At 68.3% G+C, this 17,053-nt stretch carries 10 protein-coding genes; 5 read left to right on the forward strand and 5 right to left on the reverse strand.

The genetic code is table 11. The features are described 5' to 3' along the window. Positions 1–12: 12 nt before the first annotated feature. The 3 genes from JS531_RS00100 to JS531_RS00110 all read right to left on the reverse strand — a co-directional run bounded on the left by JS531_RS00100 (position 13) and on the right by JS531_RS00110 (position 4,172). Complete coding sequence (locus tag JS531_RS00100; protein ID WP_214310997.1) at positions 13–939, reverse strand: ABC transporter permease; 927 nt, start codon at positions 937–939, stop codon at positions 13–15. Positions 940–1,244: 305 nt separating this feature from the next. Then, on the reverse strand, positions 1,245–2,876 hold the full coding sequence (locus JS531_RS00105) for an ABC transporter substrate-binding protein (RefSeq protein ID WP_214310998.1): 1,632 nt from the start codon (positions 2,874–2,876) through the stop codon (positions 1,245–1,247). Positions 2,877–3,227: 351 nt separating this feature from the next. Next, positions 3,228–4,172 (reverse strand): tyrosine recombinase XerC, encoded by a 945-nt coding sequence (locus JS531_RS00110; RefSeq protein WP_214310999.1) that lies wholly within the window; start codon positions 4,170–4,172, stop codon positions 3,228–3,230. 71 nt (positions 4,173–4,243) lie between these two features. On the opposite strand from JS531_RS00110, the gene JS531_RS00115 reads away from it, so the two are divergent. The 3 genes from JS531_RS00115 (at position 4,244) to JS531_RS00125 (ending at position 9,136) form a co-directional block, all read left to right on the forward strand. Next, positions 4,244–5,071 carry an ABC transporter ATP-binding protein gene (locus JS531_RS00115; RefSeq protein WP_214311000.1) on the forward strand — a complete coding sequence of 276 codons (828 nt, stop codon included), beginning with the start codon at positions 4,244–4,246 and terminating at the stop codon, positions 5,069–5,071. Next, entirely contained in the window at positions 5,068–7,956 is a 2,889-nt protein-coding gene (locus JS531_RS00120) for an ABC transporter permease (RefSeq protein WP_214311001.1), read from the forward strand. The genes JS531_RS00115 and JS531_RS00120 overlap by 4 nt, the downstream gene beginning before the upstream one ends. A gap of 202 nt (positions 7,957–8,158) precedes the next feature. After that, positions 8,159–9,136, forward strand: a complete 978-nt coding sequence (locus JS531_RS00125; protein WP_214311002.1) for a cation diffusion facilitator family transporter — start codon at positions 8,159–8,161, stop codon at positions 9,134–9,136. 111 nt (positions 9,137–9,247) lie between these two features. Here the strand turns inward: JS531_RS00125 and JS531_RS00130 are convergent, their stop codons facing one another. Beyond that, the gene (locus JS531_RS00130) at positions 9,248–10,213 is read right to left on the reverse strand and encodes an L-lactate dehydrogenase (RefSeq protein ID WP_214311003.1); all 966 of its coding nucleotides are present in this window, start codon (positions 10,211–10,213) and stop codon (positions 9,248–9,250) included. A 230-nt stretch (positions 10,214–10,443) separates the two neighbouring features. Beyond that, positions 10,444–11,925: a GTPase HflX gene (hflX, locus tag JS531_RS00135; protein WP_240541976.1), complete on the reverse strand. Its 1,482-nt coding sequence runs from the start codon at positions 11,923–11,925 to the stop codon at positions 10,444–10,446. 148 nt (positions 11,926–12,073) lie between these two features. On the opposite strand from hflX, the gene JS531_RS00140 reads away from it, so the two are divergent. Both JS531_RS00140 and JS531_RS00145 read left to right on the forward strand, forming a co-directional pair. Beyond that, entirely contained in the window at positions 12,074–12,730 is a 657-nt protein-coding gene (locus JS531_RS00140) for a methyltransferase (RefSeq protein ID WP_214311004.1), read from the forward strand. Positions 12,731–12,800: 70 nt separating this feature from the next. Then, positions 12,801–16,928: a DUF3418 domain-containing protein gene (locus JS531_RS00145; RefSeq protein WP_214311005.1), complete on the forward strand. Its 4,128-nt coding sequence runs from the start codon at positions 12,801–12,803 to the stop codon at positions 16,926–16,928. Positions 16,929–17,053 lie beyond the last annotated feature (125 nt).

Consider the following 17,053-nt stretch of genomic DNA (forward strand, 5'->3'; position numbering starts at 1 on the left):
TTGTCCTCCCGGTCACTCGTAACGGATGCGCGGGTCGAGGGCCGCGTACAGCATGTCGACGACGAGGTTGCAGATCACGAACACCAGCAGCAGGATCGTGACGATGGACACCACAAGGTTGCCTTCGCCCTTGAGGATCGACTGGTAGGTGAGGAAGCCGACTCCGTGGATGTTGAAGATCTGCTCGGTGATCATCGCGCCGCCCATGAGGGCGCCGAGATCCTGGCCGAGGTAGGTGACCACGGGGATCAGGGAGTTCCTGAGGACGTGGCGCAGCATCACGGAGCCGTTGGACATGCCCTTGGCGCGCGCGGTGCGCACGTAGTCCTCGGCGATGTTCGAGGAGACCTCGGAACGGGTGAGTCGGATGATGTACGCCATGGAGACGGAGCCCAGCACCATCGCGGGGAACAGCATCTCGCCGAACGTAGTGTCGGCGCTCACCGTCACGGGGATGAGGCTCCACTGCACGCCGAGGAAGTACTGGCCGGCGAAGCCGGTGACGAAGGTCGGCACGGAGATGAGCAGCAGCGAGACGATGAGGATGACCGAGTCGTACCACTTGCCCTTCTTGAGGCCGGAGATGATGCCGAACACGACGCCGAAGACCGCCTCGAACACGAACGCCATCAAAGCGAGCTTGATGGTGACCGGGAACGCGCGTCCGATCTCGGCGATGACCGGCTGCCCGGCGAAGGTCTGGCCGAAGTCCAGCGTGAACGCGTTCTTGAGGAACAGCAGGTACTGGATGATGAACGGCTTGTCGAGGTTGTATTCGGCGCGGATCTGGGCGGCGACGGCTTCGTTGACCGGCTTGTCACCGAACATCGCCTTGACCGGGTCACCGGGCAGGGCGAAGACGAGGGCATAGACCAGCAGCGTCGCACCGAGAACCACGGGGATCATCTGCAGAATGCGGCGCAGAAGATATTTGCCCATCGGTTTCTCCTTGAATCTACGGACCTTCGGGGGCGTCGCCGCACGCGCACGCGTGCGACGTGGGCGCCCCTGCCGGTCGCTAAGTACCCCGTAAGTTTACCCCACGGGTTGACACCAATGTTTCACGAAGGTGAATCACGGCTGAAAACCGGGGTTCTCCGAGGTCCGTCCCTCCACGGCGCCCATGCGTGCGCGCCGCCCCGCATATGGACGGGAAATACAAGGAAGGGGCGGAACCCTTGACGGGTTCCGCCCCTTCCGAGATGCTTTCCGATGACGGGAATGCGATTAGGCGAGCGTCAGGCTCACTTGGTCAGCTCCTCGTAGACCGGCAGGTTCTGCCAGTTCATCTCGAAGCCCTTGACGCCGGTGCTCGCGACGCCGACGGCGTTGGAGTAGTACAGCGGGATGGCCGGCAGCTGCTCGAGGAGGATCTCCTGGGACTGCTGGTAGATCTTGTTGGCGGCGTCGGTGGACTGGGCGGCGTAGGCCTCGTCCATCAGCTTGTCGAAGTCGGCGTTCTTGTAGTCGCCGTCGTTGGAGCCGTTGCCGTCGGCGGCCTTGGAGGAGTACAGCTGGAACAGGTAGTTCTCGGCGGACGGGTAATCCGGCTGCCAGCCGGTGCGGAAGGCGCCCTTGATCTGGCGGTTGGTGACCGCGTCACGGAACTCCTGGAAGGTCGGCATCGGGTTGGTGGCCGCGTCGATGCCCAGGTTGTTCTTGAGCTGGTTGACGATGGCGTCGTAGATCGGCTTGGCGCCGCCGTCGGCGTTGTAGGCGAAGGTCAGCTGGCCGTCGTACTTGGAGATGGCGTCGGCCTTGGCCCACAGCTCCTTGGCCTTGGAGGCGTTGAACTTCAGGTTGTCGACGCCCTTGAGGGAGTCGGAGTAGCCCGGGGTGAGCGGGGAGGTGAAGTCCTTGGCCGGGGTGGCGATGCCGCCGAGGACCTTGTCGGTCAGCTGCTCGCGGTTGATGGCCATGGAGATGGCCTGGCGGCGGAGCTGGCCTTCCTCGGTGTTGGTCTGGAAGTGCTCGAGGTTGGACGGGATGGTGAAGGTCTGGGAGACGGAGCCGGCCTTGTTGTAGGCCTGGACCTTCGGATCCTTCTGGAAGGTCTTGGTGGCGGAGGCCGGGACGGACTCCATCACGTCGAGGTTGCCGGCCTGGATGTCGGCGTAGGCGGCCTTGTCGTCGGTGTAGATCTTGAAGGTCACGCCGTCGTTCTTCGGCACGTCGTTGCCCTTGTAGTCAGCGTTCTTGACGAGGTCGATCTCCTTGTTGTGGTCCCACTTGGAGAACTTGTACGGGCCGTTGCCGACCGGGGCCTGGCCGAAGGCCTTCGGGTCCTTGTAGAAGGATTCCGGCAGCGGGGCGAACGCCAGGTAGCCGACCTTGATCGGGAAGGTGGCGTCGGGCTGGTTCATGTCGACGGTGAAGGTCTTGTCGTCCACGACCTTGAGGCCGGAGAGCTGCTCGTCACCCTTGAGGCCGTCCTTCTGCAGATCGTCGAAGCCGGCGATGGTGGAGAAGAAGGAGGAGCACTTCTGGGCGTTCTTCGCGTTGGCGACGTAGCTCCAGGCCTTGGTGAAGGACTCGGCGGTGACCGGCGTGCCGTCGGTGAACTTCCAGCCGTCCTTGAGCTTGATGGTGTACTGGGTGGCGTCGTCGTTCGGGGTGATGGACTCGGCCACTTCGTTGGAGGCGTTGCCCTTGGCGTCGAAGGAGACGAGGCGGGCGAACAGCAGGTCGCCCGGCTTGCCGCCGCCGGTCTCGTTGGTGTTGCCCGGGATGAGCGGGTTCTGCGGTTCGGAGGCGTACGCGGTGATGATGTTGCCCGAGGCCGCGTCCTTGGAGGCGCTGCCGGTCGAGCCGCAGCCGCCGAGCATGGTCGCGACGGCGCACACGGCCGCGGCGATCGCGAAGGCTTGCTTCTTCATATTTCTTGTTTCTCCTATTCATCTGCCCGCGGGGTTCGGCCGCGGGACGGGACTCGCACCCGCATTGCGGACACTGTCCGCTGAGGAACGAAAAAGAGGTTCGGTGCCGGCGTGGCCGTCAGCACCTCACCCCCTCGTTGACCGCGTCCCATTGTGACGCAGATTGGAGACAGCACGTTACCGAATTGTGGACGTTACGTGAATACCGGCGGGTGCGACGGCATCCGACGGACGCGACCGGAGCACCGGGGACGGCCTTGCCCACCCGAATCCTCCCGGGGTGCGCGACAAGCCGTCGCCACCTGGCGACACGGCGCCGATTCATACCGCAACCGCCTTGCGGACACATGGTCATGCCCTGGGAAACGCTTGGGAATAGCGGGATTTGAGCTGGTCGATGGAGACGTGCGTATACCGCTGCGTGGTCTTGAGCGAGGAGTGTCCGAGCAGCTCCTGCACCTCGCGCAGATCGGCCCCGCCGTCGAGCATGTGGGTGGCCGCGGAATGTCTCAGCGCATGGGGTCCAATATCTGGAACGCCCGCGCGTTCCGCCTGCCTGTGCACCACCCTGCGGGCCACACGCTGGTCGAGCCTCCCTCCCCTGGCCCCGAGGAACAGCGCGTCCCCGGAGGGACGGCCGGCGAGCGCCGGGCGTCCCTCCTCCGCCCACCGTTCCAGGGCCCGGCAGGCCGGCGCGCCGAACGGCACCACGCGCTGCTTGTTCCCCTTGCCGGTGACCTTCACCGTGTGCGACGACCAGTCGACGTCACCCACGCCGAGCCCGACGAGTTCGCCGACGCGCATGCCGGTGGCGTACAGCAGTTCGAGAATCGCCGCGTCGCGCAGGCGCAGCGCCCGCGCCTCCCGCGTCTCCCCCTCGTCGCCGCGGCCGCGGGACGATTCCGGTCCGTCGGCTTCGGATTCGGTCTCGTCCATGAGCTCGCCCGCCTGGCGTTCGGTGAGCACGACGGGCAGCGCGTTGCCGGTCTTCGGCGTCATGATCGAGGCGGCCGGGTCGACGGCGACGACGCCGTGGGCGGCGGCCCAGTCGAAGAACCGGCGCACGGCCACGGTCATGCGCGCCATGCTCGAACGGGCGTGCGAACCGGTCTCGGCCGCCATCCATCCGCGCAGGTCGTCCTCGGTCACCTCATGCAGGTCGGCCGTGCCGCGGGATTCGAGGAAACGCAGACAGGAGTCGACGTCCGTGCGGTAGGCGCGGACCGTGTTGTCGGAAAGCCCCCGGTTCGCCTTGAGGAACGCGAGGAACGCCTCCAACTCGTCGTCGAACCGCATGCCGTCCCCTTCTCTCCCGATGCCGTGTTCCATTAGACTATAACCGTTCGCAACATCGGGGAAGAGGCATTATGGCACGGCATTCGGCCAAGGCGGCCAAGACGGCGCGCACGCGCGAAGGCGGGGAGGATGACGGCGTCGTGGCGCGCGCCGTCGACCTGACGAAGACGTACGGGGATGGCGAATCGCGCGTCACGGCGCTCGACCATGTGGACGTGGCGTTCGATCGCGGCGAGATGACCGCCATCATGGGCCCGTCCGGTTCGGGCAAATCCACGCTCATGCACCTGATGGCCGGCCTCGACCGTCCCACCTCCGGCAGGGTGGTCGTCGAGGGGCTCGAGGTGTCGTCGATGAACCAGCGGCAGCTGACGAAGCTCCGGCGCGAGCGGATCGGCTTCATCTTCCAGTCGTTCAACCTGGTGCCCACGCTCACCGCGGAGGAGAACATCCTCCTGCCGCTGCAGATCGCGAGGCGGCCGATCGACCGCGCGTGGTTCGACAGGGTCGTCGACGTGACGGGACTGCGCTCCCGTCTCACGCACCGGCCGAGCCAGCTGTCCGGCGGCCAGCAGCAGCGCGTCGCGTGCGCGCGCGCCATCATGGCGCGGCCTTCGGTGATCTTCGCCGATGAACCGACCGGCAACCTCGACTCCCGTTCCAGCCGGGAGGTGCTCGGCTTCCTCAAGGATTCGGTGCGCGACTACGGCCAGACCATCGTGATGGTCACGCACGACCCACGCGCCGCCAGCTACGCGGACCGCGTGCTCGTGCTCGCCGACGGGCGCATCACCCGCGACCTCAGGCATCCGGACTACGAGGAGATCCTCGAGGTGTTCGCCAGCGAAGGCGACGAGGACGCGGCGACGGACGCCCGCGGGACGGGGCGCGACGCATGATCCGCATCGGCCTGCGCGACGCCCGCGCGCACTTCCCACGGTTCCTGATGTCGATCGTCGCGATCGCGCTCGGCGTGTCCTTCGTGATCGGCTCGTTCTGCTTCCGCGCGATGATGAACGACCAGGTCGACCGCATGCTCGGCTCGAACACCGACCACGACGTGTACGTGCGCGGCGTGACGGAACGGAAGGACGACGCGTCGGGCGCATCCTCCGGCACGTCGTCCTCCGGCTCCTCCCTGAAGACCTACAACGACGTCGACGTCTCGCTCGTGGACGACGTCGCGAAGGTGGACGGCGTGGCCAAGGCGGAGGTCACGTATGCGGTGTCCGGCTCGCTGGTGCTCGTCGCCAAGGACGGCAACGCGGTCTCCACGATGGGCTCGCCGACGATGGGCATCGGACTCGCGAAGGGCACGTGGCGCTCCGCGCATCTCACGCACGGCCGCTGGGCCCGGGACGAGGGCGAGGTCGCCCTGCACGCGTTCGCCGCCGAATCCGCACGGCTCAAGGTCGGCGACGTGACGAAGCTCGTCACTCCCTCCGGCCCGAAGGACGTGAAGGTCGTCGGCGTGTTCGACACCGACTCCTCGCAGGCGGGCGCGATCATCATCGGTCTGGCGCCCTCGGTCGCCAAGTCGCTCCAGCAGGAACAGACCGGCGAGACCGGCGTCACGCAGTACATCGGCGTGTACGGCTCCGGCAATGGGGGCGCGCCGCTGACGGACGCGCAGCAGCGCGAACTCGCCGCACGCGTGCGGCGCGCCCTGCCCAGGGGCTCCAAGGCGACCGCGATCACCGGCGACCGGCTGCGCGACGAGTACGCGCAGGCCATCAAGGACCAGCTCGGCTTCATCCAGCCGCTCATCCTCATCTTCGCGGTGATCGCGCTGTTCGTCGGCTCGTTCATCATCGCGAACACGTTCTCGATGATCGTGCGCGAATCGATGCGCGGCTATGCGCTGCTGCGCTCGGTGGGCGCCTCCCCCGCGCAGGTGTTCTCCACGGTGATTGTCCAGGCGCTGCTGCTGGGCGTCGTCGGTTCGGCGGCGGGCATCGGGCTCGGCTGGGGCATGGTGAAGGCCATAGTCGCCGGGCTCGCGCGGATGGGCACGCCGATGGACGGCGCCGTGGCGCCGGGCGCGGCGGACATGCTGGCCGGCGTGGCCGTCGGCGTGCTGGTGACGCTCGCCGGGGCGTCGCTGCCCGCCCGCCGTGCGGCGACGGCCCCGCCGATCCAGGCGATGAACGAGACCGTGAACCCGGAGCGGTCCGTGGTGCCCCGCGGCGTGCTCGGCGCCGTGATGATCGTGCTCGGCGCGGCCTCATGGGCATTCTGTCTGGCGATCGCCGCGGCCGGCGACGGCGGGGAGCCGACGCACGTCGCGTTCCTCGACGACCTCGCCGCCAGGCTCGGCGCCGGATGGCCGCTCGGCGTGGGCGCAGGCCTCGTCGTGGTCGGCGTGATCGTGCTCGCCCCGACGCTGGTGGGACCGTCCGGAACCGTACTCGGCTGGTTGCCGTCGCATGTGTTCCCGGTGACGGGCCGTCTTGCCGCACGCAACCTCGCCCGTCAGAAGCGGCGCACCGCGAACACGGCGGCGGCGCTGTTCGTCGGCGTCGCCATCGTGAGCTGCCTCGGCGTGGTCGCCTCGTCGGCGAAGACGTCGGTGGCCGGCATCGTCGACACCGGCCTGAAATCCGATTTCACGGCGATGTCCGCGTCCTCCGGCCGCATCCCGGACGACGCGGTCGCGGCGATCGACAAGACGCGCGGCGTGGCGTCGGTCTCGAGGAGCCGCATGCTGCTGGGCGTCACCTACGGTTCGGGCGACGACGCGGCGCAGGCGATGACGTTCGCCGAGCAGCCGTCCCTGTTCTCGAAGGTGTTCGCGCCGGTCGAGAACTCGGGCGACGCGGACCGCGCCCTGAAGGACGGCGAGCTCGTCGTCGGCCTCACGGTGGCGAAGGACAACGGCTGGAAGGTCGGCGACACGGTGCGGGTCAACGGCAGACGCGTCGTCGTCGACGAGGAGGCGACCGCCAAGGCGCAGGCCGACTATCAGACGCAGGTGCAGGACAAGGTGACCGGTCTCGAGACGGAGGCGCGGCGCCTCGCGGCCGCCGGCGACGCGGCGGGCGCGCAGGCCAAGGCGGACGAGGCGCAGCGGGTCGCGGACGAGGCGCGGGACGTCGACCCGTCCACGCTGGTGAGGACGAAGACCGAGACGACGCACCGGAGGATGCGGATCGGCGCGGTCATCGAGAACTCGGTGTACCGCTCGATGGTGCTGATGAACGACAAGGCGGCGGAGAAGCTCGCCGACGATTCGACGATGTTCACGATCATGCTGTTCATCAACATGCGGCGCGGCGCGGACGCGGACGCGGTGAAGAAGCGCCTCGTCAAAGCGGTCAAGCCGTTCTATGTGATCACCGTGCAGGACCGGAACGAATTCAAATCGTCGATGGGCTCGATGGTCGACCAGGTCCTCATCATCCTGTATGCACTGCTCGCGCTGTCGATCGTCATCGCCGTGTTCGGCATCGTGAACACGCTGGCGTTGAGCGTGTCGGAGCGTACGAGGGAGATCGGCCTGCTGCGCGCGATCGGCACGTCGCGCGGGCAGGTGCGCGGCATGCTCGCCATCGAGGCGTCGCTCATCGCCGTGCTGGGCACGCTGCTGGGCGTCGTCATGGGCGTGGCGGCCGGCGCCGTCATCCAACGCGTCTACGCGGCGAACGGGTTGGAGCGGCTCTCCGTGCCGTGGGACCAGCTCGGCGTGTTCCTCGCCGCGTCGGTGCTGGTGGGCGTGGTGGCCGCGCTGCCGCCCGCGCGCCGTGCGCTCAAGGTGCCCGTGCTGGACGCGGTGGACGCCGATTGAGATGCGTCTTCCGCCCCGTGCGGCGACGGTGTACACTGGACGACTGTCTTTGGGAGCCCCGGCATCACGCCGGGGCTCCCCGCGTTTCCGGGCGAAACGGGAATGGTAGTGAGAAACGGTCTCATTTCGTGGGGCCGTGTCCGCCGCCTCGCCGTCCGCCCGTGTTCTACGGCCGCGCGAGGCGGCGGAGGAGTGTGGTCCGATGGCGCATGTGCATGGACAGGACGGGAAGGCCCTGAAGACCGGGACGGACGGCGGCGCGGCGGGCGACGCGGCGGCGCATCAGCATCGTCTCGCGGCCACGCTGGCGGTGACCGCCACCGTGTTCCTGGTGGAGGTGGTGACGGCCGCGTTGACCGGCTCGCTGGCCCTGTTCGTGGACGCGGGCCATATGCTCACGGACATGTCGGTGCTGACGGCCTCGACGGTGACGGCGGCGCTGATGCGGCGGCGTCCGAACAGCACGCGCACCTGGGGGTGGGCGCGCCTCGAGGTGCTGACGGCGACCGGAGGCGCGGTCATGCTGTTCATGGTGGGCGTGTACGCGCTGTACGAGGCGGCGATGCGTCTGTTCGGCATGGCGTCGGACGAGATTTCGGACGTGCGGCTGCTGCTGTTCGTAGGTCTGCTCGGCCTGGCGGCGAACGTGGTCTCCATGCTGATCCTGGCGGCGCGGCGCGGCGACAACATGAACATGCGCGCCGCGTTCCTCGAGGTGCTCAACGACGCGTTGGGCTCGGTGGCCGTGGTGACGTCCGCGGCGGTGATGCTGTGCACCGGCTGGGACCGGTTCGACGCGGTGGCCGGCGCGGCGATCGCGCTGCTCATGATCCCACGCGCGGCGAAGCTGCTGCACGGCGCGGTGCGCGTGCTGCTGGAGGAGACGCCGGAGGGGCTGGACCTGGACCTGGTGCGCACGCATCTGGAGCAGGTGCCGCACGTGGTGGCGGTGCATGACCTGCACGCGAGCACGGTCTCGACGGGCATGCCGATCCTCACCGCGCATGTGGTGGTGGAGCGCGGGATGACGCTGGATCAGGCGGCCGTGGTGCTGCGGCGGCTGCAGGACTGCCTGCGCGGGCATTTCCCCGTCTCGGTGCCGCACACCACGTTCCAGCTGGAGCCGGAGGGGTACCACTCCCCCTCCGATGCCGAGATGCACCCGGACGACGCGCGCTGAACCGGGAAGGCGCCGGAAACGGCGAAAGCCCCCGGCCGAGGGCCGGAGGCTTTCGCATATCCCGTCATGCGATAGAACGGATGCCGCGCGCCTGGCGCGGCCGCCGTCTCATCAGAAGCCGAACTGGGCGGCGGTCTCCTTCAGCGTCTCCGCGGAGCGCTTGAGGGCCGCGAGCTCCTTGTCGGAGACCGGGGTGTTGATGGCGGTGTTGACGCCGGAACGGTTGATGAGGGTCGGGACGGACATGCACACGTCGGAGATGCCGTGGAAGTCCTTGAGCATGGAGGACACCGGCAGGATGCGGTTGGAGTCCTTGAGGACGGCCTCGATGATGTCGACGCCGGACATGCCGATGGCGTAGTTGGTCGCGCCCTTGCCGTTGATGATCTTGTAGGCGGCGTTCTTGACGTCCTGGTGGATCTGCTCGCGGGTGTCGGCGTCGAGCGGCTCGTGGCCCGGCAGCGGGGTCCAGTCGAGCATGGGGACGCCGCCGATGGTGGCGGAGGTCCACAGCGGGACCTCGGAGTCGCCGTGCTCGCCGGCGATGTAGGCGTGGACGTTCTTGACGTTGACGCCGGTCTGCTGGGCGATGAGGAAGCGCAGACGGGCGGAGTCGAGGTTGGTGCCGGAGCCGAAGACCTGGTGCTCGGGCAGGCCGGAGATCTTCTGGGCCACGTGGGTGGCGATGTCGACCGGGTTGGTGATGAGCATGTAGATGGCGTTCGGGGCGACCTTGACCAGGTTCGGGATGATGGCCTGGAGGATCTTGACGGTGGCGCCGACGAGCTCGAGGCGGGACTGGCCCGGCTTCTGGCGCGGACCGGCGGTGATGACGACCATGTCGGCGTCGCGGCAGATCTCGGGATCGTCGGAGCCGTCGATGGAGACGGTCGGGTAGAAGCTGGAGCCGTGCTGCATGTCGAGCACCTCGGCCTCGACGCGTTCCTTGGCGATGTCCTCGAGCACGATCTCACGGGCGATGCCGCGCTGGGCGGCGGCGAAGGCCAGCGTGGAGCCGACGGCGCCGGCACCGATGACAGCAAGCTTCGTGGGCTTGGTAACCAGGGTTTCAGCCATGATTCATGAACCTCTCTTCGAGTGGACGCCCCGGTTCCTCGCCGGGGACATCATTCAACCAACAGTGACCAATGTACTCCCACAACCTGACCACGGCAACATGGGCGCAGCGCCTAAACCATTGCGGCCATTGGGTTGTTATCGCTCACAATCACCGCGTCGCCAAAGTGTGACCAACCTCACACCCCGATCCGCGGGCGGATGCGGGAAGCGGTCCGCCGCCCCCATGCTCAGCCGATGGCCTCGTCCACGACGGCCGCGGCGAGACGGGCGTCGACGTCGGCCACCAGCCACACGCCGTCGTCGCGCCATTCGATCGTGCCGACGTTCCCGTACTCGCGCACACGGGACAGCAGCGAGCCGGCCGCGTACGGCAGCAGCGCCTCCACATGCACGCCCGGCACCGGCAGCAGCGCCTCCACGGCGCCGCGCAGCCCGTCCACGCCCTCGCCCGAGTAGGCGGATACGAGATGCGCGTCCGGTTCGAGCGCGGCGAGGCGCCGCAGCGTGGCGTCGTCGCACAGGTCGGTCTTGTTGAACGCGAGGATGCGCGGGATCGACTCGGCGCCGCGGATGTCGGCGAGCACCTCGTTGACCGCGTCGATCTGGGAGAACGGGTCCGGATGCGAGGCGTCGACGACGTGCAGGATGACGTCCGCCTCGGCCACCTCCTCCAGCGTGGATTTGAACGCCTCGACGAGCTGGGTGGGCAGCCTGCGCACGAAGCCGACGGTGTCGACGTACGCGTAGAGACGCCCGTCGTGCGCCTTGGCGCGGCGCACGGCCGTGTCGAGCGTGGCGAACAGCGCGTTCTCGACGAGCTCCGCCGATCCGGTGAGACGGTTGGTGAGCGACGACTTGCCCGCGTTCGTGTAGCCGACGACGGCGATGGTGGGCAGGCCGTACCGGCGGCGCGAGCCGCGCTTGACCTCGCGTGCCGGCGCCATCTCGCGGATCTGGCGCTTGAGGCGGGCGATGCGCGTACGGATGACGCGGCGGTCCATCTCGATCTTCGTCTCACCCGGGCCGCGCGAGCCGATGCCGCCGGCCTGGCCCGCGGCCTGACCGCCGGCCTGACGGGACAGGGACCCGCCCCAGCCGCGCAGCCTCGGCAGCATGTACTCGAGCTGCGCCAGCTCCACCTGCGCCTTGCCCTCACGACTGGTGGCGTGCTGGGCGAAGATGTCGAGGATGACGGCGGTGCGGTCGACGACCTTCACCTTGGCCGCATCCTCCAGTCCACGACGCTGGCTCGGCGGCAGGTCGTCGTCGACGACGATGGTGTCCGCCTCCTCGCGGGCCACGATGTCGGCGATCTCGCGCGCCTTACCGGAGCCCACGTACGTGGCGGCGTCCGGCTTGAGGCGATGCTGGAGCAGGCCGTCGCACACCTCGGCGCCGGCGGTCTCGGCGAGCGCCGCGAGCTCGCGCAGCGACTCCTCCGCCTTGGCCTGCGTGGTGACGGCCGAGGACCATACGCCCACGAGCACGACGCGTTCGAGACGCACCTTGCGGTATTCGACCTCGGTGACGTCCTTGAGTTCACCGAGACCCGCGACGTGCTTCAACTGGTTGCGCGACTCACGCTCCTGCCACGCCTCGTCATGCCGCTCGACGCTCCGCTCCCTGTCGCCCTGGTCGAGCAGGACGTCGGACGATTCGGCGAGCACGCCGCCGTCCATCGACGTCATCCCTTCGCTGGACTCCCCCATGGTTTCGGCGTTGCGGGTCAAAGGCACTCCCATTCCTCACTGTGCGTCGCTGTGCGCGGTTCGATTGACGTTCCTTATTATCATCATTGAGGTGACATGGCCGCCCGGCCGTGCACGGCGAAGGACGACGAACGGCGGGAGGCCCATCATGGCGGAACAGTATTTCTCCGCGGAACCATCATCGAAGGACGTGCGCCGCACGCTGCACGTCACGCTGCGCGGGCACGACGCGGACATGGAGACGTCCAACGGCGTGTTCTCCGGATCGCGCCTGGACCTAGGCACGTCGGTGCTGCTCCGTCACGCACCCGAACCCCCGGAGACGGGCACGGCGCTCGACATCGGCTGCGGCTGGGGGCCCATCGCCCTCGCGCTCGCGCTCGAGGCCCCCGGACTGGACGTGTGGGCGGTGGACGTCAACGAGCGGGCGTTGGAGCTCACCGCGGGGAACACGCGCCGCAACGGCGCCGCGAACGTGCATGTGACCGCGACCGACGCGCAGGGCGCGCCGCTCGCCGACCAGCCCGGCGGCGCATGCGAGGCGATGCCCGCGGACCTGACGTTCGACGTGATCTGGTCCAACCCGCCGATCCGCATCGGCAAGGAGGCGCTGCACACGCTGCTCATGACGTGGCTGCCGCGCCTGAGGACGGGCGGCGCGGCCTATCTGGTGGTCCAGCGGAACCTCGGCTCCGATTCGCTCATCCCCTGGCTGGCGGACGCGCTCGGCGAGGGGTTCGAGGTCTCCAAGTACGCAAGCTCCAAGGGCTTCCGTATCATTGAGGTTTTGCGAAATAACCAGTAATGTCCAGGCGGGCGGAGGGCCCGCCACAGCCCCGGCGCCGGATGACGGACAGGGGCGGGAAGTCAAGGGAATGCGTTTCGAATATCCGTCCGAACTGCCGGTCTCCGCCGCGCGCGACGACATCGCGCGGGCCGTCCGTTCCTCGCAGGTGGTGATCGTCTCCGGACAGACCGGTTCGGGCAAGACCACGCAGCTGCCGAAGATCCTGCTCGAGATCGGCCGCGGCACGCACGGCCGGCAGATCGTGCACACGCAGCCGCGGCGCATCGCGGCGCGCACGGTGGCCGAACGCATCGCCTCCGAGATGGGCGTGCAACTCGGCGACGAGATCGGCTATCAGGTGCGGTTCACCGACGAAAGCTCGCCAAACACCCGCCTACGGGTGGTGACGGACGGCATCCTGCTCGCCCAGATCCAGCGCGACCCGCAGCTGAGCCGCTACGACACCATCATCATCGACGAGGCGCACGAACGCAGCCTCAACATCGACTTCCTGCTCGGATACCTGACGGCGCTGCTGCCGAGGCGCCGAGACCTGAAGCTCGTCATCACCTCCGCCACCATCGATTCGGAGAAGTTCCAGCGGCATTTCGAGGACGCGCTGCACGAGAAGGTGCCGGTCATCGAGGTGTCCGGCCGCACCTATCCGGTGCAGGTCGTCTACGAGCCGCTCGGCACCGCCCCCGCGCTCATGCGCGAGGTGCCGGGCTTCGCGACGGGCGCCCGCCCCGGCGACGCCGGCTACGAGGAGCTGGCGAACGCGATCGCCGACGACGGCTCCGACGGGCCGCGCGGCCGCGGATCCAACCGCAACGCGTCCTACGAGGAGGACGCGATCACCGACATGCCGACGGCCGTGGCGCGCGCCTGCGCCGAGCTCGTCATCCACTCCTCGCACGAACGGGGCCCGCGCGACATCCTCGTGTTCGCCTCGGGCGAACGCGACATCCACGAGTTCGAGGCGGCGCTGCGGCACCATTACGGCCCGCGCGTCGACGACATGCGCCGGCCCGACGCTATCGAGATCATGCCGCTGTTCGCCCGCCTGTCCGCCGCGGACCAGCACAAGGTGTTCGAATCGCATACGCACCAGCGCATCGTCATCGCCACGAACGTGGCCGAAACGTCGCTGACCGTGCCGGGCATCCGCTACGTGGTGGACCCGGGCAACGCGCGCATCTCCCGCTATTCGAAGACCGCGAAGGTGCAGCGGCTTCCCATCGAACCGATCAGCCAGGCGAGCGCCGACCAGAGAAGCGGCCGATGCGGCCGCGTGGCGGACGGCATCGCGATCCGCCTGTACTCGCGCGAGGACTACGAGACGCGCCCCCGCTTCACCGAGCCGGAGATCCTCCGCACCTCGCTGGGCGCGGTGGTCCTCCACATGCTCTCCGTGGGCGTGGCCCGCACCGCCGAGGACGTGACGCACTTCGGCTTCATCGACCCGCCGGACATGAAGGCCGTCTCCGACGGCTTCAACGAGCTCACCGAGCTCAAGGCCGTGGCCCGTCATCGCGGCGAGGTGACCCTCACGCACATCGGACGGCAGCTCGCGCGCATCCCCATCGACGTGCGCCTCGGCCGCATGGTCATCGAGGCGGCGCGGACCGCGTCGCCGAACACGCTGGCCGCGGTCCTGGTCGTCGTCGCATTCCTGAGCCTGCAGGACCCGCGCGAACGCCCGGACGACAAGCGCGAGGAGGCGGACCGCATCCACAACCGCTACGCCGACCAGACCAGCGACTACCTGACGGCCCTGAACATCTGGGACCGCGTGTTCCAGGCGGACGGCGAGCCGAGCAACAACGCGCTGCGCCGCACCTGCAAGACCGAGTACTTCAGCTGGCTCAGGATGCGCCAGTGGAAGGACCTCGTCGCGCAGCTGAGGCAGATGTGCCGCGAGATGAAGTTCAAGGTGGGCGACCCGCTGCCCTCCACGCGCGCCGGATTGGAGATCCGCCAGCTTCCCATCAACCAGCAGGCGGCGCACTCCCTGTGCTGCGCGTGGGACGCGGACGGCATCCACAAGTCGATGCTCGCCGGACTGCTGTCCATGATGGGCATGCAGGTCATCCGCGAGCCGAAGGCCTCCGACTACGCGAACCTCAAGGGCGCGGCGAGGGCGAAGGCCCTCAAACGCGCGCAGAAGATGTCGAAGAACGACTATCTGGGCGCGCGCGGCACGCATTTCGCGCTGTTCCCCGCCTCGGCGGTCGCCAAGACCACGCCGAGCTGGGTCATGTCGACCGAGCTGGTGGAGACATCGCGTCTGTGGGCCCGCTATTCGGCGGCCATCGACCCGGCGTGGGCCGAGCCGTTGGCCGGCACGCTCACCCGCACCACGTACGCCGAACCGCACTGGTCCGGTTCGCGCGGATCGGCCGTCGCCACGGCGCGCGTGCTCCTGTACGGCCTGCCGATCGTGCAGGACCGCACCGTGCAGTGGGGGCGCATCAATCCGCCGGAGGCGCGCGACTTCCTCATCCGCCAGGGGCTCGTGGAGGGCGACATCCAGCAACGGTTCAGCTACGACGACTTCGTCACGCGGAACCTGAAGCTTCTCGAGGAGGCCGCGGACGACGCGAACCGCACGCGCCAAATCGCCGAGACCGTCTCCGACGAGGACCTGTTCGACTTCTACAACGCCGTCGTCCCGAACGACGTGACATCCGTGGCCGCCCTCGCGAAATGGTGGAAGGACGTCCATGACGAGAACCCGAAACTGCTGGACTTCGACCCCTCGAAGGTCGAGCGTCTCCAGTCGGCCGACGCGGTGAGCCTCGACGACTATCCCGACCACTGGCATACGCTCGGCACGGACGGCCAGCCCATCGACCTCAGGCTCAGCTACGTCTACGACCCCTCGGACGAGAACGACGGCGTGACCGTGCACGTGCCGATGAAGGCGCTCTCGCGCATCCTGCCCGACCAGTTCACCTGGAACGTGCCGGGTCTGCTGGACGAGCTGATCCTCGCGATGATCAAGGCGCTGCCCAAGCAGCTGCGCGTGCAGTTCGTGCCCGCGCCGGACGCCGCGCGGAAGATTCGCGCATGGATCGACGAACACTACCCGGACCTGCCCGGCTCGGGCGACATGCGCAGGCCGAACACGCCGCCGGACGACGCGGCCGCATGGCCGGACCTGGCCCACGTGTTCACACAGGCGGCCATCGCCGTGCTGGGCGCGCAGATCCACCCGGAGGTGCTGGGCCCGGAGCTCGTCGAACGCCTCCAGCCGTACCTCAGGATGACGTTCGTCGTCGAGGAGCGCGCGGCCGGACACGGCAGGCCCGGACGCCGCGGCAGGGCGCAGGTCAAGACGTTCGGCCGCTCCAAGGACCTCAAGGCCCTGCAGGTGCGGTTCGCCGAGGAGGCGAAGGCCTCGGCGAGGAAGATGGTGCGCAAGCAGGCCGATCAGGCCGGCGACGCGGGCAAGCTCGTCCAGCGCGCCGACCTGCTGCACAAGGCGGGCGCGACCACCGAATCGCGCGCCTCGATGCTCTGGCGCGGCGCGTTGGACGCGCTGCGGCTGCCATCGGACCGCGTCTCGTCGCGCTGGCTCGGCGCCGAGGCGCTGATGCTCGCCTCCGCCCCATACAAGTCCACGAAGGACCTCGTCGAGGACCTGCAGCTCGCCGCCGTCAAACGGCTCCTGCCCGATGTGGACAAGCTGCCGGACGACGAGGCGTTGGCGAACGCCGTGCTCGACGTGCGCGAGGTGTACGAGGACACGGTGTACGCGGTCGCGCACGACGTGATCGCGATCCTCAAGCGCTATGCGGAGGTCGACAAGGCGGTCTCCGGCAAAGCCGACCTGCCGATGCTCTCCGTGCTCCAGTCGATCCGCGAACACATCGCCACGCTCGTGTTCCCGGGCTTCATCGGCGCCGCTCCCCCGGCATCGCTGAAGTCCATCGAACGCTACCTCCACGCGGACCTCATGCGCCTGGGCAAGGCGAAGCAGGACAAGAACCGCGACGTGCGCTGGGCATGGGAGGCCGACGAGGCCAGGCAGCTCGTCGACAAGGCGACGGCCAAGGCCAAGGCCGAACCGGCGGGCCCCTCGCATGAACGGATGATGGGCAAGGCGGTCACGGCCCGATGGATGCTCGAGGAGTTCTACGTGAGCCTGTGGGCCCAGGAGCTCGGCACGCCGAAGCCCGCAAGCCTCAACCGCATCAAAAAGGCACTCGCCTGAACCGCCTCGGCGCATCGCACCGCATGACGCATCACCCCCGTCCCGATACAATACGGACGGAGGAACGCACAAGGACACGAACGACGCGGCGCCGCGAGACGCCGCGCGAACACACCCCCAAGGAA

Origin of the sequence: Bifidobacterium sp. CP2 (genome assembly GCF_018555635.1) — a bacterium.
Lineage (GTDB): Bacteria > Actinomycetota > Actinomycetes > Actinomycetales > Bifidobacteriaceae > Bifidobacterium > Bifidobacterium saguinibicoloris.